The sequence below is a fragment of the Streptomyces sp. NPDC048291 genome (genome assembly GCF_043201715.1).
GTDB lineage: Bacteria > Actinomycetota > Actinomycetes > Streptomycetales > Streptomycetaceae > Streptomyces.
Genome location: NZ_JBICZC010000002.1, coordinates 684065 through 709620 on the forward strand (window position 1 = coordinate 684065; position 25556 = coordinate 709620).

20 protein-coding genes and 1 tRNA gene are annotated in these 25556 nt (G+C 73.6%); 7 read left to right on the top strand and 14 right to left on the bottom strand.

Annotation, left to right across the window (positions count from 1 at the left end; genetic code table 11):
- The first annotated feature begins 86 nt into the window (after positions 1 to 86).
- Positions 87 to 1580 (top strand): tetratricopeptide repeat protein, encoded by a 1494-nt coding sequence (locus tag ACGF5O_RS07410; RefSeq protein WP_393808915.1) that lies wholly within the window; start codon positions 87 to 89, stop codon positions 1578 to 1580.
- A 21-nt stretch (positions 1581 to 1601) separates the two neighbouring features.
- Here ACGF5O_RS07410 and hppD read toward each other — a convergent pair whose 3' ends face one another.
- Positions 1602 to 2750, bottom strand: coding sequence for a 4-hydroxyphenylpyruvate dioxygenase (gene hppD / locus ACGF5O_RS07415; protein ID WP_393808916.1), 1149 nt, complete (start codon positions 2748 to 2750; stop codon positions 1602 to 1604).
- A 121-nt stretch (positions 2751 to 2871) separates the two neighbouring features.
- Between hppD and ACGF5O_RS07420 the strand changes: the two genes are divergently transcribed.
- Positions 2872 to 3351 carry an Lrp/AsnC family transcriptional regulator gene (locus ACGF5O_RS07420; protein ID WP_393808917.1) on the top strand — a complete coding sequence of 160 codons (480 nt, stop codon included), beginning with the start codon at positions 2872 to 2874 and terminating at the stop codon, positions 3349 to 3351.
- Between the two features lie 48 nt (positions 3352 to 3399).
- Here ACGF5O_RS07420 and ACGF5O_RS07425 read toward each other — a convergent pair whose 3' ends face one another.
- The 3 genes from ACGF5O_RS07425 to ACGF5O_RS07435 form a co-directional block, all read right to left on the bottom strand.
- Positions 3400 to 4188 (bottom strand): S16 family serine protease, encoded by a 789-nt coding sequence (locus tag ACGF5O_RS07425; RefSeq protein ID WP_393808918.1) that lies wholly within the window; start codon positions 4186 to 4188, stop codon positions 3400 to 3402.
- A gap of 131 nt (positions 4189 to 4319) precedes the next feature.
- Positions 4320 to 5429 carry an o-succinylbenzoate synthase gene (gene menC / locus ACGF5O_RS07430; protein ID WP_393808919.1) on the bottom strand — a complete coding sequence of 370 codons (1110 nt, stop codon included), beginning with the start codon at positions 5427 to 5429 and terminating at the stop codon, positions 4320 to 4322.
- Positions 5426 to 6238, bottom strand: a complete 813-nt coding sequence (locus ACGF5O_RS07435) for a chorismate synthase (protein WP_393808920.1) — start codon at positions 6236 to 6238, stop codon at positions 5426 to 5428. Before ACGF5O_RS07435 ends, menC begins: the two co-directional genes overlap by 4 nt.
- Positions 6239 to 6363: 125 nt before the next feature.
- Here ACGF5O_RS07435 and ACGF5O_RS07440 point away from each other — a divergent pair, with 125 nt between their 5' ends.
- Entirely contained in the window at positions 6364 to 7911 is a 1548-nt protein-coding gene (locus ACGF5O_RS07440; protein WP_393808921.1) for a PucR family transcriptional regulator, read from the top strand.
- On the opposite strand, the gene dapE is transcribed toward ACGF5O_RS07440, so the two are convergent.
- From dapE to ACGF5O_RS07465, 5 genes are all read right to left on the bottom strand, one after another.
- Positions 7889 to 8977 (bottom strand): succinyl-diaminopimelate desuccinylase, encoded by a 1089-nt coding sequence (gene dapE, locus ACGF5O_RS07445; RefSeq protein WP_393808922.1) that lies wholly within the window; start codon positions 8975 to 8977, stop codon positions 7889 to 7891. The two genes, ACGF5O_RS07440 and dapE, sit on opposite strands and share 23 nt — an antisense overlap.
- Positions 8974 to 10422, bottom strand: a complete 1449-nt coding sequence (locus ACGF5O_RS07450; RefSeq protein ID WP_393808923.1) for an amino acid permease — start codon at positions 10420 to 10422, stop codon at positions 8974 to 8976. The genes dapE and ACGF5O_RS07450 overlap by 4 nt, the downstream gene beginning before the upstream one ends.
- Before the next feature lie 318 nt (positions 10423 to 10740).
- Positions 10741 to 11382: an IclR family transcriptional regulator gene (locus ACGF5O_RS07455; protein WP_393808924.1), complete on the bottom strand. Its 642-nt coding sequence runs from the start codon at positions 11380 to 11382 to the stop codon at positions 10741 to 10743.
- A 367-nt stretch (positions 11383 to 11749) separates the two neighbouring features.
- Positions 11750 to 13543, bottom strand: coding sequence for a DEAD/DEAH box helicase (locus ACGF5O_RS07460; protein ID WP_393808925.1), 1794 nt, complete (start codon positions 13541 to 13543; stop codon positions 11750 to 11752).
- A 134-nt stretch (positions 13544 to 13677) separates the two neighbouring features.
- A complete protein-coding gene (locus tag ACGF5O_RS07465) occupies positions 13678 to 15114 on the bottom strand; it encodes an MFS transporter (protein ID WP_393808926.1) in 1437 nt (478 codons plus the stop codon).
- Between the two features lie 209 nt (positions 15115 to 15323).
- Here ACGF5O_RS07465 and ACGF5O_RS07470 point away from each other — a divergent pair.
- A tRNA-Cys gene (locus ACGF5O_RS07470) sits at positions 15324 to 15395 on the top strand.
- Positions 15396 to 15469: 74 nt separating this feature from the next.
- On the opposite strand, the gene ACGF5O_RS07475 is transcribed toward ACGF5O_RS07470, so the two are convergent.
- Positions 15470 to 16027 carry a DUF3566 domain-containing protein gene (locus ACGF5O_RS07475; RefSeq protein WP_393808927.1) on the bottom strand — a complete coding sequence of 186 codons (558 nt, stop codon included), beginning with the start codon at positions 16025 to 16027 and terminating at the stop codon, positions 15470 to 15472.
- A 239-nt stretch (positions 16028 to 16266) separates the two neighbouring features.
- Between ACGF5O_RS07475 and ACGF5O_RS07480 the strand changes: the two genes are divergently transcribed.
- Genes ACGF5O_RS07480 through ACGF5O_RS07490 form a run of 3 tightly spaced genes read left to right on the top strand, consistent with a single transcriptional unit; the run spans position 16267 to position 19024 of the window.
- A complete protein-coding gene (locus ACGF5O_RS07480; protein WP_393808928.1) occupies positions 16267 to 17106 on the top strand; it encodes a CPBP family intramembrane glutamic endopeptidase in 840 nt (279 codons plus the stop codon).
- Positions 17103 to 18293, top strand: a complete 1191-nt coding sequence (locus ACGF5O_RS07485) for a sensor histidine kinase (RefSeq protein WP_393808929.1) — start codon at positions 17103 to 17105, stop codon at positions 18291 to 18293. The genes ACGF5O_RS07480 and ACGF5O_RS07485 overlap by 4 nt, the downstream gene beginning before the upstream one ends.
- A gap of 14 nt (positions 18294 to 18307) precedes the next feature.
- Positions 18308 to 19024 carry a response regulator gene (locus tag ACGF5O_RS07490; protein ID WP_393808992.1) on the top strand — a complete coding sequence of 239 codons (717 nt, stop codon included), beginning with the start codon at positions 18308 to 18310 and terminating at the stop codon, positions 19022 to 19024.
- 16 nt (positions 19025 to 19040) lie between these two features.
- On the opposite strand, the gene ACGF5O_RS07495 is transcribed toward ACGF5O_RS07490, so the two are convergent.
- The 4 genes from ACGF5O_RS07495 to ACGF5O_RS07510 form a co-directional block, all read right to left on the bottom strand.
- Positions 19041 to 20210, bottom strand: a complete 1170-nt coding sequence (locus ACGF5O_RS07495; RefSeq protein WP_393808930.1) for an SUKH-4 family immunity protein — start codon at positions 20208 to 20210, stop codon at positions 19041 to 19043.
- Between the two features lie 394 nt (positions 20211 to 20604).
- Positions 20605 to 22917: a xanthine dehydrogenase family protein molybdopterin-binding subunit gene (locus ACGF5O_RS07500; RefSeq protein ID WP_393808931.1), complete on the bottom strand. Its 2313-nt coding sequence runs from the start codon at positions 22915 to 22917 to the stop codon at positions 20605 to 20607.
- Positions 22914 to 24608, bottom strand: a complete 1695-nt coding sequence (locus ACGF5O_RS07505) for a 2Fe-2S iron-sulfur cluster-binding protein (RefSeq protein ID WP_393808932.1) — start codon at positions 24606 to 24608, stop codon at positions 22914 to 22916. The genes ACGF5O_RS07500 and ACGF5O_RS07505 overlap by 4 nt, the downstream gene beginning before the upstream one ends.
- Positions 24605 to 25498, bottom strand: coding sequence for an FAD binding domain-containing protein (locus ACGF5O_RS07510; RefSeq protein WP_393808933.1), 894 nt, complete (start codon positions 25496 to 25498; stop codon positions 24605 to 24607). Before ACGF5O_RS07510 ends, ACGF5O_RS07505 begins: the two co-directional genes overlap by 4 nt.
- Between the last annotated feature and the right edge of the window lie 58 nt (positions 25499 to 25556).

Here is a 25556-nt window from a genome sequence, read left to right on the forward strand (position 1 = left end):
GCACCCGGGGCCATCGGTGTGAACCCCACAGGTGCCGTCCTTGGGCCGCCCGGATGCGGTCGTCGTATTGACGCACAGTGTCCGACATGTGCGCGCTGGATAACCGACCGTCCCCACCCGCCACCTCGCTTCTCCCGGAACCGGCGCCACCGCGCCGCCGCGGCCGGGTGCTGGTACGGCTGCTGACCGTCGCGCTGTCGGCCGGGGTGGCGGCCGGCGGCACGCTGCTGCTGTGGCCGCACGAGCCGCACCGCGCCGCACCGGCCCCGGCCGCCGGGCCGCGGGCCCAGACGGCCGCGCGGGCGGCGGCCCTCGCGGCGGCGCAGACGGCCGTCCTGAGCGGCCTGCCCGCCGCGCTGCCCGACCTCACGACGCTGATCGGCGCCCGCGAGGCGCGGGTGCGGGCGCACCCGAAGGACGCGGCGGCCTGGGCGGTGCTCGGGGCCGCCTACGTCGAGCGGGCGCGCCGGACCGCCGACACCGGCGACTATCCGCGCGCCGAACGCGCGTTGCAGACCTCCCTCAAGGCGGCCGGGAAGAACGACACCGAGGCGCTGGGCGGACTGGCGGGGCTGGCCGTGGCGCGCCGGGACTTCGCGGGCGCCCGGCGGTACGGCGAGGACGCGCTGAAGGCGGCGCCGAAGCGGTGGTCGGCGTACCCGGTGCTGATCGACGCCTACAACGGGCTCGGCGACTACAAGGCGGCCCGGTCCGCGCTGGACAAGCTGATGGCGCTGAAGGTCGGGGCCGACGTGAAGCCGGCGGTGATGGCGCGGGCCTCCGCCGTGTACCGGGACCGGGGCTGGCGCGAGGACGCGGCGGCCCAGGTGACCGACGCGGCGGCGGCCGCCCGGACGCCCGCCGAGCAGGCCGCGTACCTGTGCCAGGCCGGGCAGCTGGCCTGGGAGCGGGGCGACCGGGAGGACGCGCTGCGGCACTTCACGGCCGCCGTACGCCTGGACCCCGACCAGTCGGCCGCGCGGGCCGGGCAGGGGCGGGCGCTGGCCGCGCTGGGCCGGACGCAGGAGGCGCTGACCGCCTACCAGGGGTCACTCGCGCACCGGCCGACCCCGCAGGTCGCCCTGGAGTTCGGCGAGTTGTACGAGTCGCTGGGGATGGGGCAGCAGGCGGAGGCGCAGTACGAGCTGATGCGCACGCAGGTGCGGCGGGAGCTGGAGTCCGGGGTCGACGACGATCTGGTGATCGGGCGGTACGAGGCGGACCACGGGGACGTCCAGGAGGCGGTGGAGCGGCTGACCGCCGAGTGGGAGCGCCAGCCCGGCATCGAGGTCGCGGACTCCCTGGGGTGGGCGCTGCACCGGGCGGGCGACGACAAGGAGGCGCTGGGCTACGCCTCGATCGCGACGGACTCCACGAAGGGCGGCGGGGTGCGCAGCGCGCTGTACGCCTTCCACCGGGGCATGATCGAACAAGACCTCGACCTGGAGGCGCCGGCCCGCCGCCACCTCCAGGACGCCCTGCGGACCAACCCGTACTTCTCCCCGCTGCAGACCCCGGCGGCCCACGCCGCCCTCACGGCGCTGGGCGGCCAGCCGCCGGAGGAACCCCTCCCGGGCTGACCGCCGCCCGATCCCTTCGGCTCACAGGTTGCCGCGGCGGTCCTGTTCCCGTTCGATCGCTTCGAAGAGGGCCTTGAAGTTGCCCTTGCCGAAGCCCATGGAGCCGTGGCGTTCGATGATCTCGAAGAAGACCGTCGGACGGTCCTGGACCGGCTTGGTGAAGATCTGGAGCAGGTAGCCGTCCTCGTCGCGGTCGGCGAGGATCTTCAGCTCGCGCAGGGTGCCGACCGGGACGCGGGTGTCGCCGACCCACTCACCGAGGGTGTCGTAGTAGCTGCCCGGGGTGTCCAGGAACTCGACGCCGGCCGCGCGCATGGTCCGTACCGTCTGGACGATGTCGTTGGTGTTGAGCGCGATGTGCTGGACGCCGGCCCCGCCGTAGAACTCCAGGTACTCGTCGATCTGCGACTTCTTCTTCGCGATCGCCGGTTCGTTGATCGGGAACTTGACCTTGAGGGTGCCGTCGGCGACCACCTTCGACATCAGCGCGCTGTACTCGGTGGCGATGTCGTCGCCCACGAACTCCTTCATGTTCGTGAAGCCCATGACCTTGTTGTAGAAGCCGACCCATTCGTTCATCCGGCCGAGTTCGACGTTGCCGACGCAGTGGTCGACGGCCTGGAAGGTGCGGTGGGCGGGGGGTTCGACGATCGGGGACGCGGCGACGAACCCCGGGAGGTACGGGCCGTCGTACCCGGTCCGCTCGACGAGGGTGTGGCGGGTCTCCCCGTACGTGGCGATCGCGGCCAGCACCACCGTGCCGTGCTCGTCCTTCAGCTCGTAGGGCTCGGCCACCGGCCGCGCGCCGTGCTCGACGGCGTAGGCGTACGCGGCGCGGGCGTCCGGGACCTCGATGGCGAGGTCGACGACCCCGTCGCCGTGCTCGGCCACGTGCCGGGACAGGAAGGTGCCCCACTCCGTCTCCGCCCGGACGACGGAGGTGAGGACGAACCGCGCCGAGCCGTTCTCCATGACGTAGCTCGCGGTCTCGCGGCTGCCCGTCTCCGGACCGGAGTACGCGACCAGCCGCATGCCGAAGGCCGTGGAGTAGTAGTGGGCCGCCTGCTTGGCGTTGCCCACGGCGAAGACGACCGCGTCCATTCCCCTGACCGGGAAGGGGTCGCTCTGCCGGACGGCCGCGTCGGGAGTGTGCTGTGTGGTCTGCGTCATGTCCGAAGGGTGAACCCGGCCCACAAGGTGCGCAATAGATGTCGTTTCCACTGGGCAATATGCTCAGCGGTACGGCCGTACCGGCGGACTTTCTGTACAGGGTGACCACTCGGAGGCGGGCATGGCGATCGATCATCTGGACGGGCGGATCCTGGTGCTGCTGGCCCGGGAGCCCCGCATCGGGGTCCTGGAGATGTCCCGCAGGCTGGGCGTGGCCCGCGGGACCGTGCAGGCGCGCCTGGACCGGCTCCAGTCGACCGGCGTGATCCAGGGGTTCGGCCCCCAGGTGGACCCCGCGGCCCTCGGCTACCCGGTCACCGCGTTCGCCACCCTGCAGATCCGGCAGGGCCAGGGCCCCGACGTACGGGCACACCTGGCGACCGTCCCGGAGGTGCTGGAACTCCACACCACCACCGGCACCGGCGACATGCAGTGCCGCCTGGTGGCCCGCTCCAACGCCGACCTCCAGCGGGTGATCGACCGGGTCGTCGGCTTCGAGGGCATCGTCCGCGCCTCCACGGCGATCGTCATGGAGAACCCGGTTCCGCTGCGGATCATCCCCCTGGTGGAACAGGCAGCGGCGGACAGCGCCGCCCCATAGGGGCGCGGGGAACTGCGCGACCAGCCCCCACCGGCCCGCACCCGAAACTCAACAGCTCGGAACGCTTTCCCCGTTCTCCAACGCCACCAGACCGGACACGGCCCCCTTCAGCGAGGTCACCGGCACCAACCTCAGCCCCTTCGGCAACTCCGCCTTCGCATCGGCGCATTCGTCCTTCGGCACCAGGAACACCGTCGCCCCGTCCCGCCGCGCGGCCTGCGTCTTCAGCGCGACCCCGCCCACGGCCCCCACCGCGCCGTCCGCGCTGATGGTCCCCGTGCCGGCGATGTTCCGGCCCCCGGTGAGATCGCCCCCGCTGCCGTTCCCGTCCAGCTTGTCGATGATCCCGAGCGAGAACAGCAACCCCGCGCTCGGCCCGCCCACGTCCGCCAGTTTCAGGGTCACCTTGACCTTGCTCGCGCTCAGGTCCAGGTACTTCAGCGCGGCCTGCGTCGCCGCGTCCTGCGACTGCTCCATCTGCTCGGTGTTGTGCTGCTCGATCTCCTGGACGCTGTTGCCGCTCGGGTAGACCGAGTCGCGCGGCATCACGGCCCGGTCCGTCCGGAACCAGTTGCCGATCACGTCGCCGAGCGAGACCCGCGCGTCCGGCCCGGTCGCCTCGATCGTCGTCATCCGCAACTGCCCGCTGGTGGTGCGGGTGGGCGCCCCGGAGACGCTGATGACCGGGGTGCCCCTGTTGGCGCCGAGCACGTTCGCCGTCATCCCGGGCTGGGCCACCGAGAACGGCAGCGGCGCGAAGACGGCCGTACCGATCAGGGCCACGACGGGAACCGCACAGACGGCGACGGCCTGGAGACGCGTGAGACGTGAGAGCACGGAGTCAATCTAACGCGGCGACCTGTTCAGGCCACCGCCCCGACCCCGCCCTGCCCTCGCCCCGCGCCCGCCTTCCGCCCGCCTTCCGCCCACCTTCCGCGCGCCTCCCGCCCGCCTCCCGCCCGCCCCGGTCAGCGCGGGAGCAGTTCGCGGCGCCCGCGGGTGAACCGGCGCAGTGCGTCCGGCAGCGGCTCGATGCCGATCCCGGGACCGGTCGGCACCGGGAGATGGCCGTCCTCCAGGACGAACGGCTCGGTGATGTCCTCGGCGAAGTACCGGCTCGACGCCGAGGTGTCGCCCGGCAGCGTGAACCCGGGCAGCGCCGCGAGCGCCAGGTTGGGCGCCCGCCCGATCCCGGTCTCCAGCATGCCGCCGCACCACACCGGCACCCCGTGGGCGCGGGCCACGTCGTGGATGCGGCGGGCCTCCAGATAGCCGCCGACCCGTGCGGGCTTGACGTTCACCACCCGGCACGCGTCCATGGCGATCGCGGCCGCCGTGTCCCGCGCGCCGTGCAGGGACTCGTCGAGACAGACCGGCGTGGTGATCCGGCGCTGCAGTTGGGCGTGGCCGTGCAGGTTGTCCTCCTCCAGCGGCTCCTCGATCAGCAGCAGCCCGAACTCGTCGAGCCGCCGCAGGTGCTCCGCGTCGGCGAGGCCGTACGCCGTGTTCGCGTCGACCTGGAGCGGCAGCGCGTCCCCGAACCGCTCGCGCACCGCCCGGACCGGCTCGATGTCCCAGCCGGGCTCGATCTTCAGCTTGATCCGGACGTACCCCTCGGCCAGGTACCGCTCGACGTCGTCCAGCAGCTCGCCGACCGAGTCCTTGATGCCGACCGAGACACCCGCGGGCACCCGGTCCCGCACCGATCCCAGGAACACCGACAGCGGCATCCCGTAGGTCCGCAGCTCCGCGTCGAGCACCGCCGTCTCCAGCGTGGCCTTGGCCAGCTCGTGCCCCTTGATCTTCGCGGTCGCCGGGCCGACCGCGGCGGCGGTGAGGTCCCGCAGCGCCGCCACGCGCGGCACCAGGAAGTCGCGCAGCACGAGCTCCGCGCCGGCCGTGAACTCCGAGCAGTACAGCGGCTCGGGGTCGGCGGCGAACTCCGACCAGCCCTCGGCGGTGTCGGTGACGACGTGGAGCAGGAAGGTGTCCTTCGTCGTCATGGTCCCGAAGGACGTACGGAAGGGCGTGACCAGCGGGATCGCGACCTGCACGATCTCCACACGCGCCAGCTTCATGCCATCCCCTCCGTCTTCTCCGTCGTGCGGGCGAGCGTGTACCAGCCGTCCCTGGACATCCCCACGGCCCGGAAGCCCTCGGCGAAGGCCGCCGTGAACACCTCGCGGACGGCGTACCGCCAGCGCAGGGCGAGCGCCGGGTCGGCGGCCCGCAGCCGTACGACGTCCTCCGGCACCCGGCACCACACGGCCCGGCCGCCGGGGTCGCGGCGGGCGAGGACCTCACCGTCGGGGCCGCGGTGGCTGGCCGGGGCGTCGTGCCTGTCGTACGACGCGGAAGGCGGCGTGGCAGGCGGCGTGGCGGACGGCGCGACGGGGTCCGCCGTCAGGTCCCAGGTCACCGTCAGCCGGTCGCTCTCGTCGCCGTCGTTCACGCCGTCGGCCATCGGGCCGTAGAAGTCGACGAGGTACTCGGTGCCGGTGGCGCCCAGCTTGACCAGGTTGAAGCGGGCGTTGCGGCCGACCAGCGGGTCGAAGGTCCAGCGCATGGTGCGGGCGCCCAGGTCCAGGGCCCAGTCGCGCTGGGCCCGCTTCACCGCGTGCCCGAGGCCCCGGTCGGCGGCGGCGACGAGGGAGTAGGTGTCGCGGTCCGGGCCGAACACGGCGACGGCCGCCCCGGCCAGCCGCGTGCCGTCGTAGGCGGCGTGCACGGCGCCGCCCGCGTGGACCAGGCTGTGCAGGACCTCGGCCGGGTAGGGCGGGGCGGTGCGGGGCGTCTGCCAGACGTCGCTGAAGTAGTCGGTCACGGCCGCGAGCCCGGCCACGTCGTGGACGGTACGGATGCCGACTCCGGTCACGGTCAGGGTCATGATCCGAGTCTCGGAGCGGACCCCCTCCCGCGTGTTGTGCGGACGGACAAGGAATGCATATCTTCGTGAGGAGATCGGCCAAGCATCCGATCGGCCAAGCATCCCCTGTTCCCCTGAGGACTCCCATGGACGCCTGCACCCTCGGCGACCTGCTCGACGTCGTCGGCGGTCCCTCCGTCCGGCTGCACACGGCCCCCGCCGGGCTGGCCGTGCCGGTGACCGAAACGCTGCTGTACGACGCCCACGCTCCGCTGCCCCCGCGGCCCGGGGCACTGCTGCTGGCGGTCGGGGTGCGCGCGGCGGCGGCCGGGCCGCTGGTGCGGGCGGCGGCCGAGGCGGGGCTGACCGGGGTGGTGGTGCGGGGCGCGGACGGGCCGGTCGGGGAGGCGGAGACGCACGGGATCGCGTTGCTGTCGGTCGACGAGGACGCCGCCTGGCACCACGTCCACCTGCTGCTGGCCTCCGCGATCGGCGCCCGCCCGGCGGCCCCCGGGAGCGGGCTCGGCGACCTGTTCGCGCTGGCCGACGCGATCGCGGCCGGGGTCGGCGGGGCCACCGCCATCGAGGACCCCCGGCAGCGGATCCTCGCCTACTCCACCGTCGCCGGGCAGCCGGTCGACGAGGACCGCCGGCAGGGCATCCTCGGCCTCCAGGTACCGGCCAGCGCCGAGAACACCGAGCAGTACCGGACCCTGTTCGCCGCCGAACGGCCGGTCCGGCTCCCGGCGTTGCGGGACGCCGACCTGCCCCGGCTGGCGATGGCGGTGCGGGCCGGCGGCGAGACGCTCGGCTCGGTCTGGGTGGTCGACGGCGGGACGCTCGCGCCGGACGCCGAGGAGACCCTCGTCCAGGGCGCCGCCACCGCCGCACTGCTCCTGCTGCGCGCCCGCGCGGCGCAGGAACTGGCCCGGCACCAGAGCGGCGACCTGCTGCGCCGGCTCCTCGACGGCACGGCGGACGCCCCGGCCGCCGCGGCCCGCCTCGGGGTGGACGGCGAGGTACGGGTGGCCGCGTTCGCGCTCGACACCAGCGCGAACGTGCCGGACGCCGAGCGCACCGCGCTGCGTCTGCTGGACGTCGTACGGCTGCAGTGCGAGGCGCGCTACGGGCGGCAGGCGTGCGTGCTGGTCGACGGGGTGGTGTACGCGCTGCTGCCCGGCCCGGGGGCCCGGCACCGGCCGCTGGCCGAGGACATCGTGCGACGGGCCGGGCTGGCGCTGCGGGTTCCGGTGCGGGCAGGGCTCGGCGAACCGGTCGCGGACGTGGGCGAGGTGGCCGGCTCCCGGGCGGACGCGGACCTGGTGCTGCGGGTCCTGGACGCGGAGCGCCCGGTGGCCACCGTGGACGAGGTGCGCCCCCGGGTCACCCTGCTCCGGCTGGCGGAAGTACTCGGCGAGCGACGGGAGTTGACTGCGGGGGCCTGGCAGCGGGTGCTGGCGTACGACGCCGGGCACGGCACCGAGTACGCCCGCACCCTGGTCTGCTGGTTCGACGCGGGCTGCGACATGGCGGGCGCGGCCGAGCTGCTCGCCGTCCACCCCAACACCTGCCGCTACCGGCTGCGCCAGCTCCGGCAGCACGTCGGGATCGACCTGGACGATCCCGACGAACGGCTGGTGCTGTGGCTGCAGTTGCGGGTGCTGGCCGGGCTCAGCGCAGCAGCCACGCCCTGAGGCTCTCCTCGCAGGCGCGCAACTGCCCGACCGGCACGTACTCCCCCGCCGTGTGCGCCAGCGAGGGGTCCCCGGGGCCGTAGTTGAGCGCGGGCACGTCCAGCGCCGCGAACCGCGCCACATCGGTCCACCCCAACTTGGGCCGGGGTACGGCCCCGAGCGCCTCGACGAGCCCGGAGACCCGGTCGAGGCGCGGCAGCGCACCGGCGACGACTTCGGTGACCCGGACCTCGTACTCCGGGAACAGCCCTCGTACGTACGCCTCCGCGTCCGCCGCCGAACGGCTGGGCGCAAACCGGTAGTTGACGCTCACCACGCACTCGTCGGGTACGACGTTCCCGGCGACCCCGGCCCGCACGGCGACCGCGCTCAGCCCCTCCCGGTACTCAAGGCCGTCGATCACGACCCGCTCGGCGGTGTGGTCGTCGAGCCGCTGGAGCACCCGGGCGGCCCGGTGGGCGGCGTTGACGCCCTGCCAGGCGCGGGCGGTGTGCGCCCGTCGCCCGCGCACGACGACGTCGGCGCTCAGGAACCCCTGGCAACCGGCCTCCACCCCGGCGTCGGAGGGCTCCATGAGAATGGCGAAATCGGCGGCGAGCACCTCGGGGCCCAGGTGGTTGAGCCCGTTGCGCTCCCCCTCCACCTCCTCGCACTCGTAGAGGACGAAGGTGAGGTCGACGGCCGGTTCCGGGACGGTGGCGGCCAGCCGCAGGGCGACCGCCACCCCGCCCTTCATGTCGCAGGCGCCGAGGCCGTGCACGCAGTCGTCGGCGAGCCGGGAGGGCAGGTTCCCGGCGGCCGGGACGGTGTCCAGGTGCCCGGCGATCAGGACCCGCCGGTCCCGGCCGAGGGCGGTGCGGGCGACCACGGTGTTGCCGACCCGGTCGACCTTGAGGTGCCCGAGGCCGCGCAGCGCGTGCTCCACCGCGTCCGCGATCCGGTCCTCCGCCCCGCTCTCGGAGGGGAGGTCGACGAGGGCCCGGGTGAGGTCGACGACGTCGGCGGTGAGGTCGAGGGCGTCGGCGGTGGGGTCGGGGGCGTCGGCCGAGCGGTCGGGGGCGGTCATACGGAGTCCTGTGCGGTGGTGACCCGGGCGGCGAGCTTGGAGTGGCGGATGCCGTAGCAGCCGTAGATGACGAGTCCGACGACCATCCACAGCCCGAAGGCGATCCAGGTGTCGGCGCCGAGGCTGAACAGCAGGTAGCCGCAGAAGCCGATGCCGAGGACGGGCACGACCGGGGAGAACGGCACCCGGAAGGAGCGGGGCGCTTCGGGGCTGCGCCGCCGCAGGATCACCACGGCCACGTTGACCAGCATGAACGCGAAGAGGGTGCCGATGCTGGTGGCGTCGGCGAGGCTGCCGAGCGGCACCAGGGCGGCGAGGACGGCGATGAAGGAGGAGACGATCACGGTGTTGGCGCGCGGCACCCCGGTACGCGGGTGGACCTTGGCGAACAGCGGTGGCACCAGCCCGTCCCGGGACATCGCGTACAGGATCCGGATCTGCCCGTACTGCACGGTGAGGACGACGCTGGTGGTGGCGACCACGGCGCCGACGGAGAGCAGGATCGGCCACAGGTCGCCGCCGCCGACGGCCCGCACGAGCACCTCGCTGAGCGTCGCCTCGGTCCCCGCGAACTGCTTCCACGGCATCGCGCCGAGCGCGGCGACCGCCACCAGGACGTACAGGGCCGTGACCAGGACCAGGGAGAGGATGATCGCCCGCGGCAGGTCGCGCTGCGGGTTGCGGGCCTCCTCGCCCGCGGTGCTCGCGGCGTCGAAGCCGATGTAGGAGAAGAAGAGCGAGGCGGCCCCCGCGCTCATCCCGGCGGCGCCGAGCGGGAAGAGCGGCTGGAAGTTCCCGGCGTGGAACGCGGTGAAGGCGACGGCGCAGAACATCACGAGAGCCGCGATCTTCACCCCGACCATGACGACGTTGGCGACGGCGCTCTCCTTCGCCCCGCGCAGCAGGACGACCATCGCGAGGACGACGATGAGCGCGGCCGGGACGTTGAGCGTGCCGCCGGCGCCGGGCGGGGCGCTGAGCGAGTCCGGCAGGGTGACGCCGAAGGCGAGGCCGAGCAGTTCGTTGACGTACTGCCCCCAGCCGACGGCGACGGCGGCCACCGACACGCCGTACTCCAGGATCAGACACCACCCGCAGACCCAGGCGACGAGTTCGCCGAGGGTGGCGTAGGCGTAGCTGTACGAGGAGCCCGAGCCGGGGATCATGCCGGCGAGCTCGGCGTACGACAGGGCCGAGAACAGGGCGGTGACACCGGCCAGTACGAAGGAGACGACGATCGCCGGGCCGGCCTCGGGCACGGCCTGCCCGAGCACGACGAAGATGCCGGTGCCGAGGGTCGCGCCGACGCTCAGCAGGGTGAGCTGGGTGACGCCCATGGTCCGCTTCAGCGGACTCGCGTCCGCCTCGCCGACGAGGGCGCCGACGGACTGCCGCCGGGTGAGCCGGCCTGCGGTGCCGACCTGTTGCCGGGGCCGTGTACCCACTGTCTCCACTGTGCCGTTCCCTCCGCCGTGGGCTCTTTGTCTGGCCCTGATGATGCGGAGGGAACGGGCCTGGGCGACTGGGGGGATCGGTCAGAGGTTGGGGGGTGGGATTGGCGGATCGGCCAATGTGGATGGGTGGCCGAAACAAAGGGGTGGTTCGGTGGTCTGCGATCTGCGGGTGCGTGGGGGCTGAGCGCGCAGTTCCCCGCGCCCCTTACGGGGGCTCACTCAGCTGCGGGCATGCGTGCCGCTAGGGGCGGCACGGGTGGGCGCAGCGGCACTCGGCCAGCGCCGGTGAGCGCCCCCACCCAGCGCCCCCTACCTCAGCGCTTCCGCGACCTCGCGCGCCGCGTCCATCACGCGCGTCCCGACCCGCTCCGGCACGGAATCCGCGAGCATCACGACGCCGACGCTGCCCTCGACCCCGGTGACCCCGATCAGCGGCGCCGCGGCCCCGCTCGCGCCGGCCTCCAGTTCGCCGTGGGTCAGCGTGTACCCGGGGTCGTCCCGCGCGGAGTGCCGGGCGGCCAGGATCGCCTTGCCCGCGGCACCGCGGTCCAGCGGGTGCCGGAACCCGGCCCGGTAGGCCACGTGGTAGTCGGTCCAGGTCGGCTCGACGACCGCGACGGCGAGCGCCTCGGTCCCGTCGACCAGGGTCAGGTGTGCCGTCGCCCCGATGTCCTCGGCGAGCGACCGCAGCGCCGGCAGGGCTGCTTCCCGTACCAGCGGATGCACCTGCCGGCCGAGCCGCAGCACCCCCAGCCCGACCCGGGCTCGCCCGCCCAGGTCACGCCGTACCAGCGCATGCTGCTCAAGTGTGGCGAGCAACCGGTACACCACGGTCCGGTTCACGCCCAGTTTGTTGGAAAGCTCGGTGACGGTCAGCCCGTGGTCCGTGTCGGCCAGCAGTTTGAGGACTCTGAGTCCCCGGTCGAGCGTCTGAGAGGTCTCCGCGGTCACGACGCCCACTCCTTAGGTGGTGAGGCCGGCAACCTCCGACGCGGCGGATGCGTCGCCGAGTCCCGTCAGCGACGCGCTTCAGAGGCCGCCGATCGGCAGGACGGCCCGGCGGCTCCGGGCCCAGTCGCTTCACGGCTGCGCTCCGCGGCGGCGCTGCCACGGGGCGTGTGCGTAGGCGGACAGTAGCGGTGCGGGTTCGCTGAGCGGAAGCCTCCGTCCAGAATCCGGTCACACGCCGGTATGGACTACTTCGGTTTGTATCGGAATGCGTCCACATGAAGCGCCCCGTCAGGGGCGCGGGGCTGCTCTGCACATGCGGCTCCGCCGCGTGGGCGCGACCAGCCCTCACCCCGCCGCACCCGACCGACTACCGCATCCGGGTAGCCCACTCCTGCACCTTGGCGATCCGCTGCCGCAACTGCCCCGCAGTCGCCTCCGCACTCGGCGGCCCCCCGCACGCCCTGCGCAGTTCCGTATGAATCACCCCGTGCGGCTTCCCGCTCTGATGCACATACGCGCTGACCATCGTGTTCAGCTGCTTCCGCAGCTCCATCATCTCCTTGTGGGAGACCACGGGCCGCCGTTCCGCGGGCAGTTCCAGCAGGTCCGCCTCGTCGTCCGGCTTCTTGCGGCTGTGCGCGATCTGCCGGGCCTGCCGCTTCTGCAACAGCAGCTGCACCTGGTCGGGTTCGAGGAGCCCCGGGATGCCGAGGTAGTCCTGCTCCTCCTCGCTCCCCGGGTGCGCCTGCATGCCGAACTCGGCGCCGTCGTACAGCACCCGGTCGAAGACGGCCTCGGACTCCAGCGCCTCGAAGGCGAACTGCTCCTGCTCGCCGGTGTCCTCGTCCTGCTCCTTGTTCGCCTCCTCCATCTCCTTCTCGGACTCGGCGTACGGATCCTCCTCGCCGTCCTTCTTCGGCTTGTCGAGGGCGTGGTCGCGCTCGACCTCCATCTCGTTGGCGAAGGTCAGCAGGTCCGGGACGGTCGGCAGGAACACGGACGCGGTCTCGCCGCGCCGCCGCGACCGCACGAAACGGCCGACGGCCTGGGCGAAGAAGAGGGGGGTCGAGATGGTGGTGGCGTACACCCCGACCGCGAGCCGGGGCACGTCGACGCCCTCGGACACCATCCGCACCGCGACCATCCACCGGTCGCCGCTCGCGCTGAAGTCGTCGATGCGCTTGGAGGCACCGGTGTCGTCGGAGAGGACCAGCGTCGCCTTCGTCCCGGTGATCTCGCGGATCAGCTTGGCGTAGGCGCGCGCCGAGTCCTGGTCGGAGGCGATGACGAGGGCCCCGGCGTCCGGGATGCCCTTCCGCACCTCGGTCAGCCGCTGGTCGGCGGCGCGCAGCACGGCCGGCATCCACTCGCCGCGCGGGTCGAGCGCCGTACGCCAGGCCTGGCTGACGGCGTCCTTGGTCATCGGCTCGCCGAGCCGGGCCGCGATCTCGTCACCGGCCTTCGTCCGCCAGCGCATGTTGCCGCTGTAGGAGAGGAAGATGACGGGGCGCACGACGTGGTCGGCGAGCGCGTTGCCGTATCCGTAGGTGTAGTCGGCGGAGGACCGCCGGATCCCGTCCTGCCCCTCCTCGTACGTCACGAAGGGGATGGGGTTGGTGTCCGAGCGGAACGGCGTACCGGTCAGGGCCAGCCGCCGGGTGGCCGGCTCGAACGCCTCGAGGCAGGCCTCGCCCCAGGACTTGGAGTCACCGGCGTGGTGGATCTCGTCGAGGATGACCAGCGTCTTGCGCTGCTCGGACCGGTTGCGGTGCAGCATGGGCCGCACCCCGACACCGGCGTACGTGACGGCGACCCCGTCGTACTCACGGCTGAGCGGCCCAGCGCTGTACTCGGGGTCCAGCTTGATCCCTATCCGGGCCGCGGCCTCCGCCCACTGCTTCTTCAGGTGCTCGGTGGGGGCGACGACGGTGACCTGCTGCACGACGTGGTGGTGCAGCAGCCAGGAGGCGAGCGTCAGCGCGAACGTCGTCTTCCCGGCGCCGGGCGTGGCCACGGCCAGGAAGTCGCGCGGCTGCTCCTGGACGTACTTCTCCATGGCCCCCTGCTGCCAGGCACGCAGCTTGCCGGCGGTACCCCAGGGCGCCCGGCCCGGGAAGGCCGGAGAGAGGTGATGGGAGGAGGAAGCGGCGGTGGTAGTCACGGTCTCCGTAGAAAAGGGGTCGGGCGGCGGTACCGGGGGTCGGGTGGCTACGTATGACAACCGGGCCACCCTACCGGCGCGCCCCGGCGGTCAACGTGCGGACAAGGCCGCCTCACCCCCGGGTGGGACTCACGTCACAGATCACGAAGCCGGGTCGCCACCCAGGCCCCGGCGAGGGCCACCCCCGCCATCGGCAGGAACACCGCGGCGAAGGCCGCCGGATGGGAACCGGCGCCCGCCGCCCCCGACATGCTGCCGCCGCCGAGGGAGGCGAAGGCCGCGCCGGCCACGGCGAGCAGGACGACGTTCGAGAGGGCGTCGGAGATCTGCAGGGCCGCCGAGTTGGCACCGGCCTCGGCCGGGGCGGAGAGCCGGAGCATCAGCACGCTGGCCGAGGCGATCACCAGGCCCATCCCGAAGCAGCCGAACGCCCAGGCGACGGCGACGGTCCACACCGGCACACCGGGCACGAGCACCGCCGGCGCCGCCGCGACCGCCGCCGCCACCAGCACCATCCCCACGGTCATCAGCCGCTCCCGGTACGGCTCCATGCGGGGCCGCGCCTGCACCCACGAACCCACCGCCCAGGTCACCCCGCCGGCCGCCAGCGAGAACCCGGCGAGGGTGGGCGACAGGCCCCGCTGGGTGACGAGCATCAACGGCACGAAGGACTCGGCGGAGACGAAGGCGCCGGCCGCGACCCCGCGCAGCAGGACGACGGAGGGCAGACCCCGCGCCGCCCGATACGTACCGCGGGGCAGCAGCCCGAGCACCGCGGGCACCAGCAGCGCACCGCCGAGCAGTCCGGGGATCACCGACACCCACCGCAGATCCTGGGCCGCGTACTGCAACAGCCCCGCACCCAGCGAGATACCGAAGGCGAGCCGGATCCGCCGCCGGTCGAAGGCTCCCCGCCCCCCTTCCGCCGCCACCGGCCCGCCGGCCCGGCGCCGTATCTGCGGCAGGGCCAGCGCCACCGGGAAGACCACGAGCACCGGGATCCCGAGGAACACCCACCGCCACCCGAGCTGCTCGGTCACCGTGCCCGCGGCCAGCGGCCCGACGATGGACGGCACCACCCAGCCCGCGGCGAAGGCGGCCATGATCGCGGGCCGCAACCGCTCCGGGTAGGCCCGCCCCACCACGACGTACAGCGCGACGATGACCAGCCCGCCGCCGAACCCCTGCACGGCCCGCCCCGCGACGAACACCCACATGCCCTGCGCGGTCCCGGCCACCACCAGCCCGGCGGCGAAGGCCCCGATCCCCGCCGTCAGCGCGCCGAGCGGCCCCTTCCGGTCCGACCACTGCCCGGCCAGCACCATCCCGAACAGGCTGGTCGTGAAGTACCCGGAGAAGGCGAACGCGTACAGCGACAGCCCGTCCAGCTCCCGGGCCGCCACCGGCATCGCCGTTCCCACGGCCGTCGCCTCGAAGGCGATGAGCAGCACGACGGAGACGATCCCCACGCTCAACGCCCGATACGACCGCCCCAGCACCCCGCCGGCCTCGTCGACTCGGTCGGCGGTCTCGTCCACGACAACGGCGTCGCTCGGTTCAAGGGCGGTCATGGTGACCACGGTAAGCCCCAATCCCCACCTTGACCCCTGTCGCAAGCCCCACCCCACCTCCGACCTTGGTCGTACGCCACGAGCCCCCGCCCCCAGTCCACCGCCCCGCTGCCCCCCGTTTCATGAACGCGGTATGGCAGTCCCGTTGCAGCCCGACCGATCCCCTTGAGCCCCTCCCCCGCACCCCCATACCTTCAACTCACGCACACGGCCGTGTGCCCGAGTGGTTTAGGGACTCGCCTGCAAAGCGAGTTACGTGGGTTCGATTCCCGCCACGGCCTCTGACTGCCTGACCGGGCAGAACGTAAAGGGCGGCGCCTCGGAAGGGGGGCCGCCCTCGTCGTTGTCGTGGGGGCTACGGCCTCCGGGCGTCGAAGCGGCGGCGGGCGCGGGCGTGCAGGCGGGTCAGGAGTTGGAGGGCCTGGGCGGCCGGTGGGGGGTCGGTGAGGTCGGCGGTGAGGGCTACTTCGACGCCGCCGCTGAACCGGGCGGTGCAGTTGTACATGAAGCCGCACAGGCAGGCCAGGACGGTGCCCAGGAAGATCTCCAGGGAGACGACGCCCGTCGCGATGATCAGCGTCTCCCACGGGTTCGGCCACTCGCCGGGGGCCACGAGGGACAGCAGCACCGACGTGGCGAGCGCGGCGCCGAGGACGCAGACGCCCAGGCCCGTCAGGAAGAAGAAGCTCATCACGGTGACCGACCACGGGTTGGTCCCGGATATGCGCATGCGGGTGGGGCGGCGCGGCGGGCCGTGCGGGAAGTCGTGGTCACGGGGCGGCGCCGGCTGCGGCGACCCGCGTTCGGGTGCCGTCGGAGTGGGCGCCGTCGGTGACGTCACCATGCGGGACGAGATCCTCGGCGCCGGCTTACGGGCCGTGCCGCGGGTCCTGCTGCGCTTGGTTCGGCTCATGTCCGCTCCCTCGCTGGTCCTCACCTGCGACGTTATGCGGAGGCGTGCGGTCCCGCATCCCTGGCGGTGACGGTGAGTGAGCGGGGGCAGGCCTGCCCGGGCGGTGACGGGCGTTCGGGGTTGTCCCCCGTGCGAGCTACACGCAGGTGTCCACTGAGCGGTGACGATCGCGGGGCTGCCGATCCGTAGCGTTCGGGCCAGTCGCGGCGCTCGGCCGCGGATCCTGTGAGGGAGTCATCATGAGGCTGGTCTGGCAGCTCCTGGCGGTCGCGGCGGTCGCCTTCGTCGGGGGGCAGGGGGTCGCCGCGGTGCAGGGGAACTGGTTCCTCACCCTGGTCCTCGGCCTGCTCACCGCCGCGGTCGCGGTGGCGGTCTACGGGTGGGTGGTACGGCGGACCGAGCACCGGCCGGCCGTCGAGGTGGGGCGGGACGGTGCGCGGGCCGCGTTCGGGCGCGGGGCGCTCATAGGGGTGGCGACCTTCGCCTGTGTCATCGGGAACATCGCCTTCCTCGGGGACTACACGGTCCGTGGCGCGGGGTCGGTGACGGGTGCCGTGGGCCTGGTCGGGTTCATGGCCGCCGCCGCGGTGACCGAGGAACTGCTGTTCAGGGGCGTGCTGTTGCGGATCGTCGAGCAGCGCTTCGGGACGTGGATCGCGCTCACGTCGACCGGCGTGCTGTTCGGGATGATGCATCTGCTCAACAAGGACGCGACCGTGTGGGGCGCCCTGGCCATCGCGATCGAGGCCGGCGGCATGCTCGGTGCGGCGTACGTCGCGACCCGCACCCTCTGGCTGCCGATCGGCCTGCACTTCGGCTGGAACTTCGCCGAGTCCGGCATCTTCGGCACCGAGGTCTCCGGCAGCGGCGGAGCGCAGAAGGGGCTGCTGGACGCCACCACCTCGGGCGCGGAGCTGGTCACCGGCGGGCAGTTCGGGCCGGAGGCGAGCGTGTACTCGGTACTGCTGGGGCTGCTGGTGACGGTCGCGTTCCTGTGGCTGGCCAGGCGGCGGGGGCACCTGGTACCGCGCCGGCGCCGGGACGTGCCGGCCGAAGGCGTCGCTACACTGCCCCGGTGATCGGTCCTCGGCGGGCGCCCGGCTGGTGGCACCAACTCGACGTCACGGTACGGGATCTGCCGCTCGGGCTGCTGCTCCTGGCCGGGTCGTTCCTGCCGGCGCTGTACGGCAAGGGCACCCAGGTCGGGGATCTGCCGACCCGCCCCTTCGACGCGCTGACGATCGCGGTACTCGCCCTGGAGTGCCTGCCGCTCGCCGGGCGCCGCCGGTGGCCGGCCCTCTCGCTGGCACTGGTGTCCCTCGGCTTCGCGATCGACCAGCTGCGCGGCTACCACTCGGTCGCCGGCACCGCGCTGCCGCTCGCCCTGATCAGCACCGGCACCCATCTGGCACGGCACCGGCGGGCCTCCGCGCTGGTGTTCTCCGTCGCCTACGTGCCGTTGGCGGTCGCGCTCTACCGGCTGGGGTCGGGGGGCGAGACGGTGAGCGGGTTCGTGACGTTCTATCTGGCGCTGGTGCTCGCCTGGGGCATCGGGGCGTGGCTGCGCTCCACCCGGGCCGCGGAGGCGGAACGGCGGCAGCGGGTCGCCGAGGACACCCGTACCGCCGAACGCACGCGGATCGCACGCGAGTTGCACGACGTGGTGACCCACCATGTGACGGCGATGGTCGTGCAGGCGGAGGCGGCCCGGTATCTGACCGCCGCGCCGGACCGTCTCGACCAGACGCTGACCGCGGTCAGCGACACGGGGCGACGGGCCATCTCCGACCTGCGCCATCTGCTCGACCTGCTCGATCCCGGTCACGGGGCCGATACCGATACCGGTGGCGGAGGCGGAGGCGGAGGCGGCAGGACACCGCCGGCCGGCCGGCTGCTCACGCTCGTGGAGCAGACGCGGCGGGCCGGGCAGCCGGTGGAGTTCACCGAGGAGGGCACGCCGACCCCGTCGGCGGGCAGCGCCGACCTGGTGGCCTACCGGGTGGTGCAGGAGGCTCTGACGAACGCCCTCAAGTACGCCCACGGCAGCCGTACTTCGGTCCGGGTGCGGCACGGCGGGAAGGAGATCACCGTGGAGGTCGGCACGGACGGGTCCGGCCCGCCCACGGCGTCCCCGGGCGGGAGCGGGCGGGGCCTGGCCGGTCTCCGGGAGCGTGTGGCCGTGCTGGGCGGCGAGTTCAGCGCCGGGCCCGCGGACGACGGCCGCTTCGTCGTCCGGGCCCGGATACCCGCGGGGAGCCCGGCATGACAGGCGCGACCGGCATGAACGGGGTGAACGGCGCGCCCGGCGGTGGCACCGGGGCCGGCAGCGGCGGTGGCGGGGCGCCGATCCGGGTGCTGGTCTGCGACGACCAGGTGCTGATCCGCACCGGTCTCGCGACGATCATCGACGCCCAGCCCGACCTGGAGGTGGTGGGCGAGTGCGGGGACGGGCAGGCCGCGGTCGACCTGGCCGGCCGGCTGCGTCCGGACGTCGTGGTGATGGATGTCCGGATGCCGGTCCTCGACGGGATCGAGGCCACCCGGCTGCTCGCCGGTGCCGGGGTGCCGCATCCGGTGAAGGTGCTCGTGGTGACGACGTTCAACCTGGACGAGTACGTCTACGAGGCCCTGCGCGCGGGCGCCAGCGGCTTCCTGCTCAAGGACGCGCCGCCGGACCGGCTGCTGCACGGCATCCGGACCGTGGCCACGGGCGCGGCCCTGCTGGACCCCGAGGTGACCCGGCAGCTCGTGGGCCGCTACGCCGCCCGGATCCGCCCCGCCGACGGCGGCTCCCCGCAGGGCGTTCCGCTGACCCCGCGGGAGCTGGAGGTGCTGCGGCTGATCGCGGACGGCCTCTCCAACGGCGAGATCGCGGCGGCCCTCGTGCTCAGCCCGGAGACCGTCAAGACCTTCGTGTCCCGCATCCTCACCAAGCTCGGTCTGCGCGACCGCGTCCAGGCCGTCGTCTACGCCTACCGTCAGGGCCTGGTGACCTGACCGGTCCTGCGCCCGGCTACAGCACCCCGCCGGCCTCGTCCTGGAACAGCTCCGTCCAGTAGTGCCAGTCGGCGTCCGTCGTGACCGGGGTGGGGTCGACGGCCGCGAGGGTGTGGAGCATGGTGGCGGCGAGCTGGTCGTAGGCCTCGGTGGTGAGTTCGTGGTTCAGGTGCTCGTCGATGGTGCGCTCGTGGTGCAGGAGCCAGAGGGTGTAGGCGAGCGTGGAGATGTCCGTGTTGAGGGGGTAGAGGGTCGCCTCGGGCTCGGAGAAGTTGAGGATCGCGCCCGTGGTGCCGTCCACGACGAGGCTGTTGTCCTCGACCAGGTAGCCGAGGCGTATGAGCCGGTCGGCATGGGGCGGGAGGTCGTCCAGGGGGAAGTCGCCGGTGTGGATGTCGGTGAAGTACTCCCAGAGGGTGGGGAGCGGGGCGTCCGGGTCGAGGTGGAAGACGACCGCGTCCTCGGGGAGGCCGCTCTCGCGCAGGAAGCGGCGGGTCGGCTCGTGGGTGAGCGTGGGCGGGAAGTCGACCTCCTCGAAGCGGGCCACCCGGCCCTGCCCGAACTCCTGGTCCAGCAGCCGGGCCGGCAGGTCGACGGCCAGCCCGGAGTCCGTGCCGGGGCCCGCGATCAGGCTGAGGGGGCGGATCAGAGCGGTCGCCTTCCAGTACGGCGGGACGCGGCCGGCCGTGCCCTCCTCGAAGAGCTCCAGGAGCCTGCGGGAGGCCTCGGTCGCCGCCTTCGTGCCGTGCGTCCCGGCGAGGGAGGCGAAACGGCCGCGCAGGCCCGTCAGTTCCTCGGTGACCGCGGCGAAGCGGAGCAGCGTCTCCAGCGAGGGCGCCAGCGGGCGCGGGTCGGTGGGGTCGATCAGGTAGGCCGTGCTGATCTCGCCGGTGCCGCCGTCGAGGAGGATCGACTCGGTGTCCAGGCCGACGGGGGCCAGCAGCTCGCCGATCACCAGCCGGTCCCGGAGCTCCTCGGCGAGCCGGGTCGGGCCGTCCGCGACGTCCGCCAGGGTGCGCAGGCCGGCCGTGCGCAGCGGCTCGAACGTCAGCAGGCCGCCGCCGTCGGGCAGTCCGGGGCCGGTGAGCCAGCTGCGGGTGGGTTCGTGCGTGATGTACCGGTCCAGTTCGGCCTCGGTCAGCGTGATCGCCGTCGCACCGCTGCCGGTCGTGCTGATCGTGCTCATCGCTGCCCCCGCGATCAAGAGTTCAAGACGTGCAAGTGGTTCGAGTGGTGCGTCGTGCGTAGGTCGTCGGCAGGGCATGGCGGACCGTCCGGGCTTCCCCTCCGAAACGGCCGTCCCCACTACTCGGAACACTACGCCGCGGCACTGACAACGCCCCGCAGAAGAGACGCCGGACGACCCTCGACCGTTCCGTCCCGGCAGGAATCGCTTGCACCGTCCGTGCCACGGCGGTTCGAGAGACGCCCGGCACGGTCCCGGCGGCTCGTGCGCGGGCGTGATGCGGCCACGGGTCCGGCGGCCTGGCGTCGGAGCCGGCGGTTCGGCCCCGGGTCCGGCGGTTCGACGTCGGGGCCGGCGGCTCGGCCTCAGGTCCGGCGGCCGGTCCCGGGCCGGGTCACTGGCCCGTCACCACCGCCGCCTGCGGGCGGATCGGGAGGCGGTTGACCGGGCGGCCGGTCGCCGCGCGGACGGCGGAGGCGATGGCCGCGGGGGACGTCACGACCGGCACCGCGCTGACCGACTTGGCGCCGAAGGGGGCGACCACGTCCCGCTCCTCGACCAGCTTGACGATCCGGATGTCCGGCGCGTCGAGGGCGGTCGGCAGGGCGTAGCCGGTGAGGTCGGGGTGGCGGATCAGGCCGCGAGGGGTGCGCAGGTTCTCGGTCAGGGCGATGCCGACGCCCTGCGTGACCCCGGCCTCGATCCGGGCGTTGAGCTGCGCCGGGTTGAGGATCCGGCCGACGTCCTGGGCGACGGCCAGCTCCACGACCCGCACCGACCCGAGTTCGATGTCGACGTCGACGACCGCGCGGATCGCGCAGAAGGCGAGGCCGACGAAGGCGTCGCCCTGGCCGTCGCCGTTCAGCGGCTCGGTGGGGTGCGGGCGGCACTGGGCGGTGGCCCACAGCTCCTTGCCGTCCAGCGCCTCGGTGACGGTGGTCGACAGGACGCCGTCGTACGACGTGATCTTGCCGTCGGTGATCTGGAGCAGCTCGGTGGACATGCCGAACTTGTGCGCCAGGGGCTGGAGGAGCTGGGTGCGGACCATCTTGGCGGCGCGTTCGACGGCGCCGCCGGAGACCCAGGTGTGGCGGCCGCGGCAGCCGGGGCCGGCCGGTGGCTGGTCGGTGTCGACGGGGGCCACGTGGACCTCGTCGACGCCGAGGGTCTCCTGGACGATCTGGCGGGCCAGCGTGGTGAAGCCCTGGCCGGTCTCCACGGCCGCGCAGAGCACGGTCGCGATGCCGTCGTGGACCTTGACCGTGGCGGTCGAGACCTCGTCGGCGCCCTCCGCGCCGAGCATGTGCACCATGCCGAGGCCGTAGCCGACGCCCCGGCGCACCGCGCCCGGTTCGCCCGCGCCCTCGGGGCCGCCGGGCAGCAGCCACTCGTCCTCGGGGGTGTCCTTGGGCAGCTGCGGGAGCGGGAAGTCCCGTACCGCCTGGAGGAGTTCGGCGACGGGGGCCGGGCAGGTCACCGTCTGGCCGATGGGCAGGAGGTCGCCGGTGGCGAGGGCGTTGCGCAGCCGGATCTCGGCCGGGTCGAGGCCGAGCTTCTTGGCGAGCTTGTCCATCTGCGCCTCGTAGGCGGCGCACACCTGCATGGCGCCCTCGCCGCGGACGTGGCCGGAGGGCGGGTTGTTGGTGCGGACGGCCCAGCCCTCGATGAAGGCGTTCGGGACGACGTAGGGGCCGCAGGCGAAGGAGACGGCGGCGGCGAGGGACTCGGCGGAGGTGTCGGCGTAGGCGCCCGCGTCGAGCAGGACCTGGGCCTCGACCTTGACCAGCTTGCCCTCGGCGTCGGCGTGGTGCCGGTAGCGGAGCAGGGTGGGGTGGCGGTGGGCGTGGCCGAGGAAGGACTCCTCGCGGGTCGCCGTGAGTTTGACCGGGCAGCCGGTCTTCAGGGCGAGCAGGCCGAGGGGGAGCTGGAAGCCCTGGTCCTCGCGGTCGGCGGTCGCGCCCGGCACGCCGGTGACGACGATCTTCACCTGTTCGAGCGACAGGCCGTAGCAGGCGGCGGCCGTGTTGCGGTCGGTGTGCGGGTCGGTGGAGGCCAGGTACAGCTCGACGCCGCCGTCGGGGCGGGGCACGGCGAGTCCGGCCTCGGCGCCGATGGGGGCGGGGTCGGCGCGGCCGATGCGGTACTGGCCCTCGACGACGATCTCGCCGGTCGCGTCCGGGTCGCCGTGCTGGAGCGGGATGTGCCGGATCAGGTTGCCGTCGGGGTGCAGCGGCTCGGCCTCGAAGGACTGCTCGGGGTCGATGACCGGGTCGAGCACCTCGTACTCGACGATGACGGCGGCGGCGGCCATGCGGGCCGTGTCCGGGTGGTCGGCGGCGACGGCCGCGATGGGCTCGCCGTGGTGGCGTACGACCTCGGAGGCGAAGACCGGGCGGTCGGGGGTGCCGCGGCCGTGGCGCGGGGTGCCGGGGACGTCCTCGTGGGTGATCACGGCCCGTACGCCGGGCATCTCGCGCGCGTGGCTGGTGTCGATCGACACGATGCGCGCGTGCGGGTGCGGGGAGCGCAGCACGGCCGCCCACAGCAGGCCCTCGGCCCACAGGTCGGCCGCGTACGGGAAGGTGCCCTCGGTCTTCGCGCCGGCGTCGGCGGTCGGCAGCGACACGCCGAGGCCGTGCGGCAGCGGTTCGGCGGCGGGGACGGGAGTCTCCGCGGCGGTGGTCGCAGTGACGGTCTCGTTGGTCACGCCTGGCCTCCGTCCGGGCCGTAGGGCTGGTCGTCGTAGCTGTGACTCTGGCTCTGGTCCTCGAACGACTGGTTGCCGCCGAAGGTCTGGTTCCCGCCGAACGACTGGTCGCCGCCGAAGGTCTGGTTGCCGCCGAACGACTGGTTGCCACCGTACGACTGGTCGTACGCCTGCTCGTGCGGGATCTGGATTCCGGCCCCGAAGGTGCGCGGGGACTCGAACGCCGACGCGTTGACGCCGCCGGCGCCCGGTCCCGCCTGATGCGGAATACGGGCCTCGTCGCCGTCCGTCTCAGCGTCGGCGGCGGCATGTGCCTCGCGTTCGGCGACGACCTCGCCGACGGCGTCCAGGACGCCCCGGTAGCCGGAGCAGCGGCAGAGGTTGCCGCACAGGGCCTGGCGGGTCTCCAGCTCGGTGGGGGCCGGGTTGCCCTCCAGCAGGTCGTGGACGGTCATCGCCATGCCGGGGATGCAGAAGCCGCACTGGACGGCTCCGCAGCGGGCCAGGGCGCGTTGCACGTCGGAGGGGCGGCCGTCCTGGGCCAGGCCCTCGACCGTGCGGACCTCGCTGCCGGCGGCGGTGACCGCGGGGACCAGGCAGGAGGCGACCAGGCGACCGTCGACCTGGACGTTGCAGGCGCCGCACTCGCCCTGCGAGCAGCCGTCCTTGGCGCCTGCGAGGCCGAGGCGTTCGCGGAGGACGTACAGGAGCGACTCGCCGATCCAGGCGTCGGTGACGGGGCGGTCGGCGCCGTTGACGCGCAGGACGTAGGAGGCGAGGGGGTGGTCGTCGACCGCCTCGGCCTCGCCTTCGGCGTGTTGGTCCCCCGCCGCACCGCCCGAGCCGTTTTCGTCGTCGGCCTCGGGTGCCCCTTCCGGGGCGGACTCGCCGTCGGCGGCCCGCGGGTCGTGGGCGGGGTGCGGGCCGGGGGCGTCGTGGGGCGCGTCGGCCTCGCCGGCGTCGGGCGCGTGCGGCTCGCCGGTGCCGGGCGGCCGGCCGACCGCGTACGGTTCGCCGATATCCGCCGCTTCACCCCGTTCACCCCCTGCGCCACCCGTCGGCGCGCTGGCCACAGGTGGCCCACCGGCGACCCGGGAGGCGACTCCGGGGTGCGGAGTGCCCCCATGGCCCGCGGGGGGCTCAGTGGGCGATCCAGGGGCCTCCGCGGGGTGTTCCCAGCCCTGGGCCTCCGTGACCCACGGCGCGGAGGCTCCACCCGGCAGGGTCGCCGGCGGCGTGCCGCCCCACTGCTCCATGAGCGCGGATGTGGTGAACTCGCCCGATTCGTCCGGGGCGTCGCCGCTCACGACGGGGATCGACCACTGCCCGGTCACGTCGTGGCCGGGCGCGGGCGGCGGCTCCTCGTACGTCCACTGCTGCGTCGAGGCCGGGTTGTACGTGAACCGGTCGTCGGCGGGCTGCTCCCGCGGGACCGTGTTCGGGTCGGGCCACCGGGTGCCGTCGGCCGGCGCGCCCCAGGCGTCGGTGCCGGGAGCGACCGCTATCTGCGGCGGCACATAGCCGTGCCCGGGCGCGGCCAGGGGGCTGTCGGCGGACAGCAGGGCCTCGATGCCGCCCTCGGGGAGCTTCACGAACGCGGTCGCACCGTCGTCGTAGTCGCCCTGGGGCAGCGGGTCCCAGCGGCCGCCACCGCTCGCGGGCGCGCCCTCTCCGTGCTGGTCGTCGGTCATGACAGCGCCCTCCCCAGTGCTCGTCGGGCCAGCGCGGCGACGGTGCGCCGCAGGTGCAGTACGGCGGGCGGAAGCGCCGGCACCGAGCCGTCGGGCTCGGGGGCCGGGTCCGGGATGCAGGCGGCCGCGACGTACTCGCCGAAGGCGGCCAGCGCCTCCGGGACGAGCGCGCGGTCGTTGTCCCAGTCGATCAGCCGGGCCACCCACTGCTCGGCGTCCAGGGGCCTGAGCGGCATCGGCGCTATGGCCCCGACGGCGCATCTCACCCCGCGCCGCGCGGGGTCGAGGACGAGCGCCACGGAGGCCACCGAGCGGCCCGGTCCGGTGCGTCCCGTCGCCTTCAGGAAGACCTGCGGGGCATGCAGCAGCGGTACCCGCACGAAGCCGATCAGCTCGCCCCCGCGGAGCATCTCCACGCCGGCCAGCAGGTGCGAGACCGGGATCTCCCGGCGGGATCCGCCCGGCCCCGCGATGATCAGCGTCGCCTCCAGGGCGGCGAGCACCGGCAGCGCGTCGCCGGTGGGCGCGGCCGTGGCGATGTTGCCGCCCAGGGTGCCTGCGTTGCGGATGTGCGGCGGACCGGCGGACCGCGCGGCGGCGGCGAGCGCCGGGATCAGCGCCGCGAAGTCGGGGCGGCCCATGCGCGCGTGCGTGAGGCCGGCGCCGAGCAGTGCGTTGCCGTCCTGGTACTGCCAGCCGCGGATCTCGCTGATCCGGCCGAGGCCGACCAGGGCGGCGGGCCTGAGCTGTCCGGAGTTGACGGCGGCCATCAGGTCGGTGCCGCCCGCGACCGGGACCGCGGCCGGCATCTCGGTGAGGGCCGCCACGGCCTCGTTCAGCGTCGTGGGCAGCGTGACGGACTGCCCCGCCTGCGGTGCGTGCGTGGTCAAAACCGGCTGCCCCTTCCCGCTGCCCCACCTGGTCCCACCTGTGTGGCCGTACGGTACG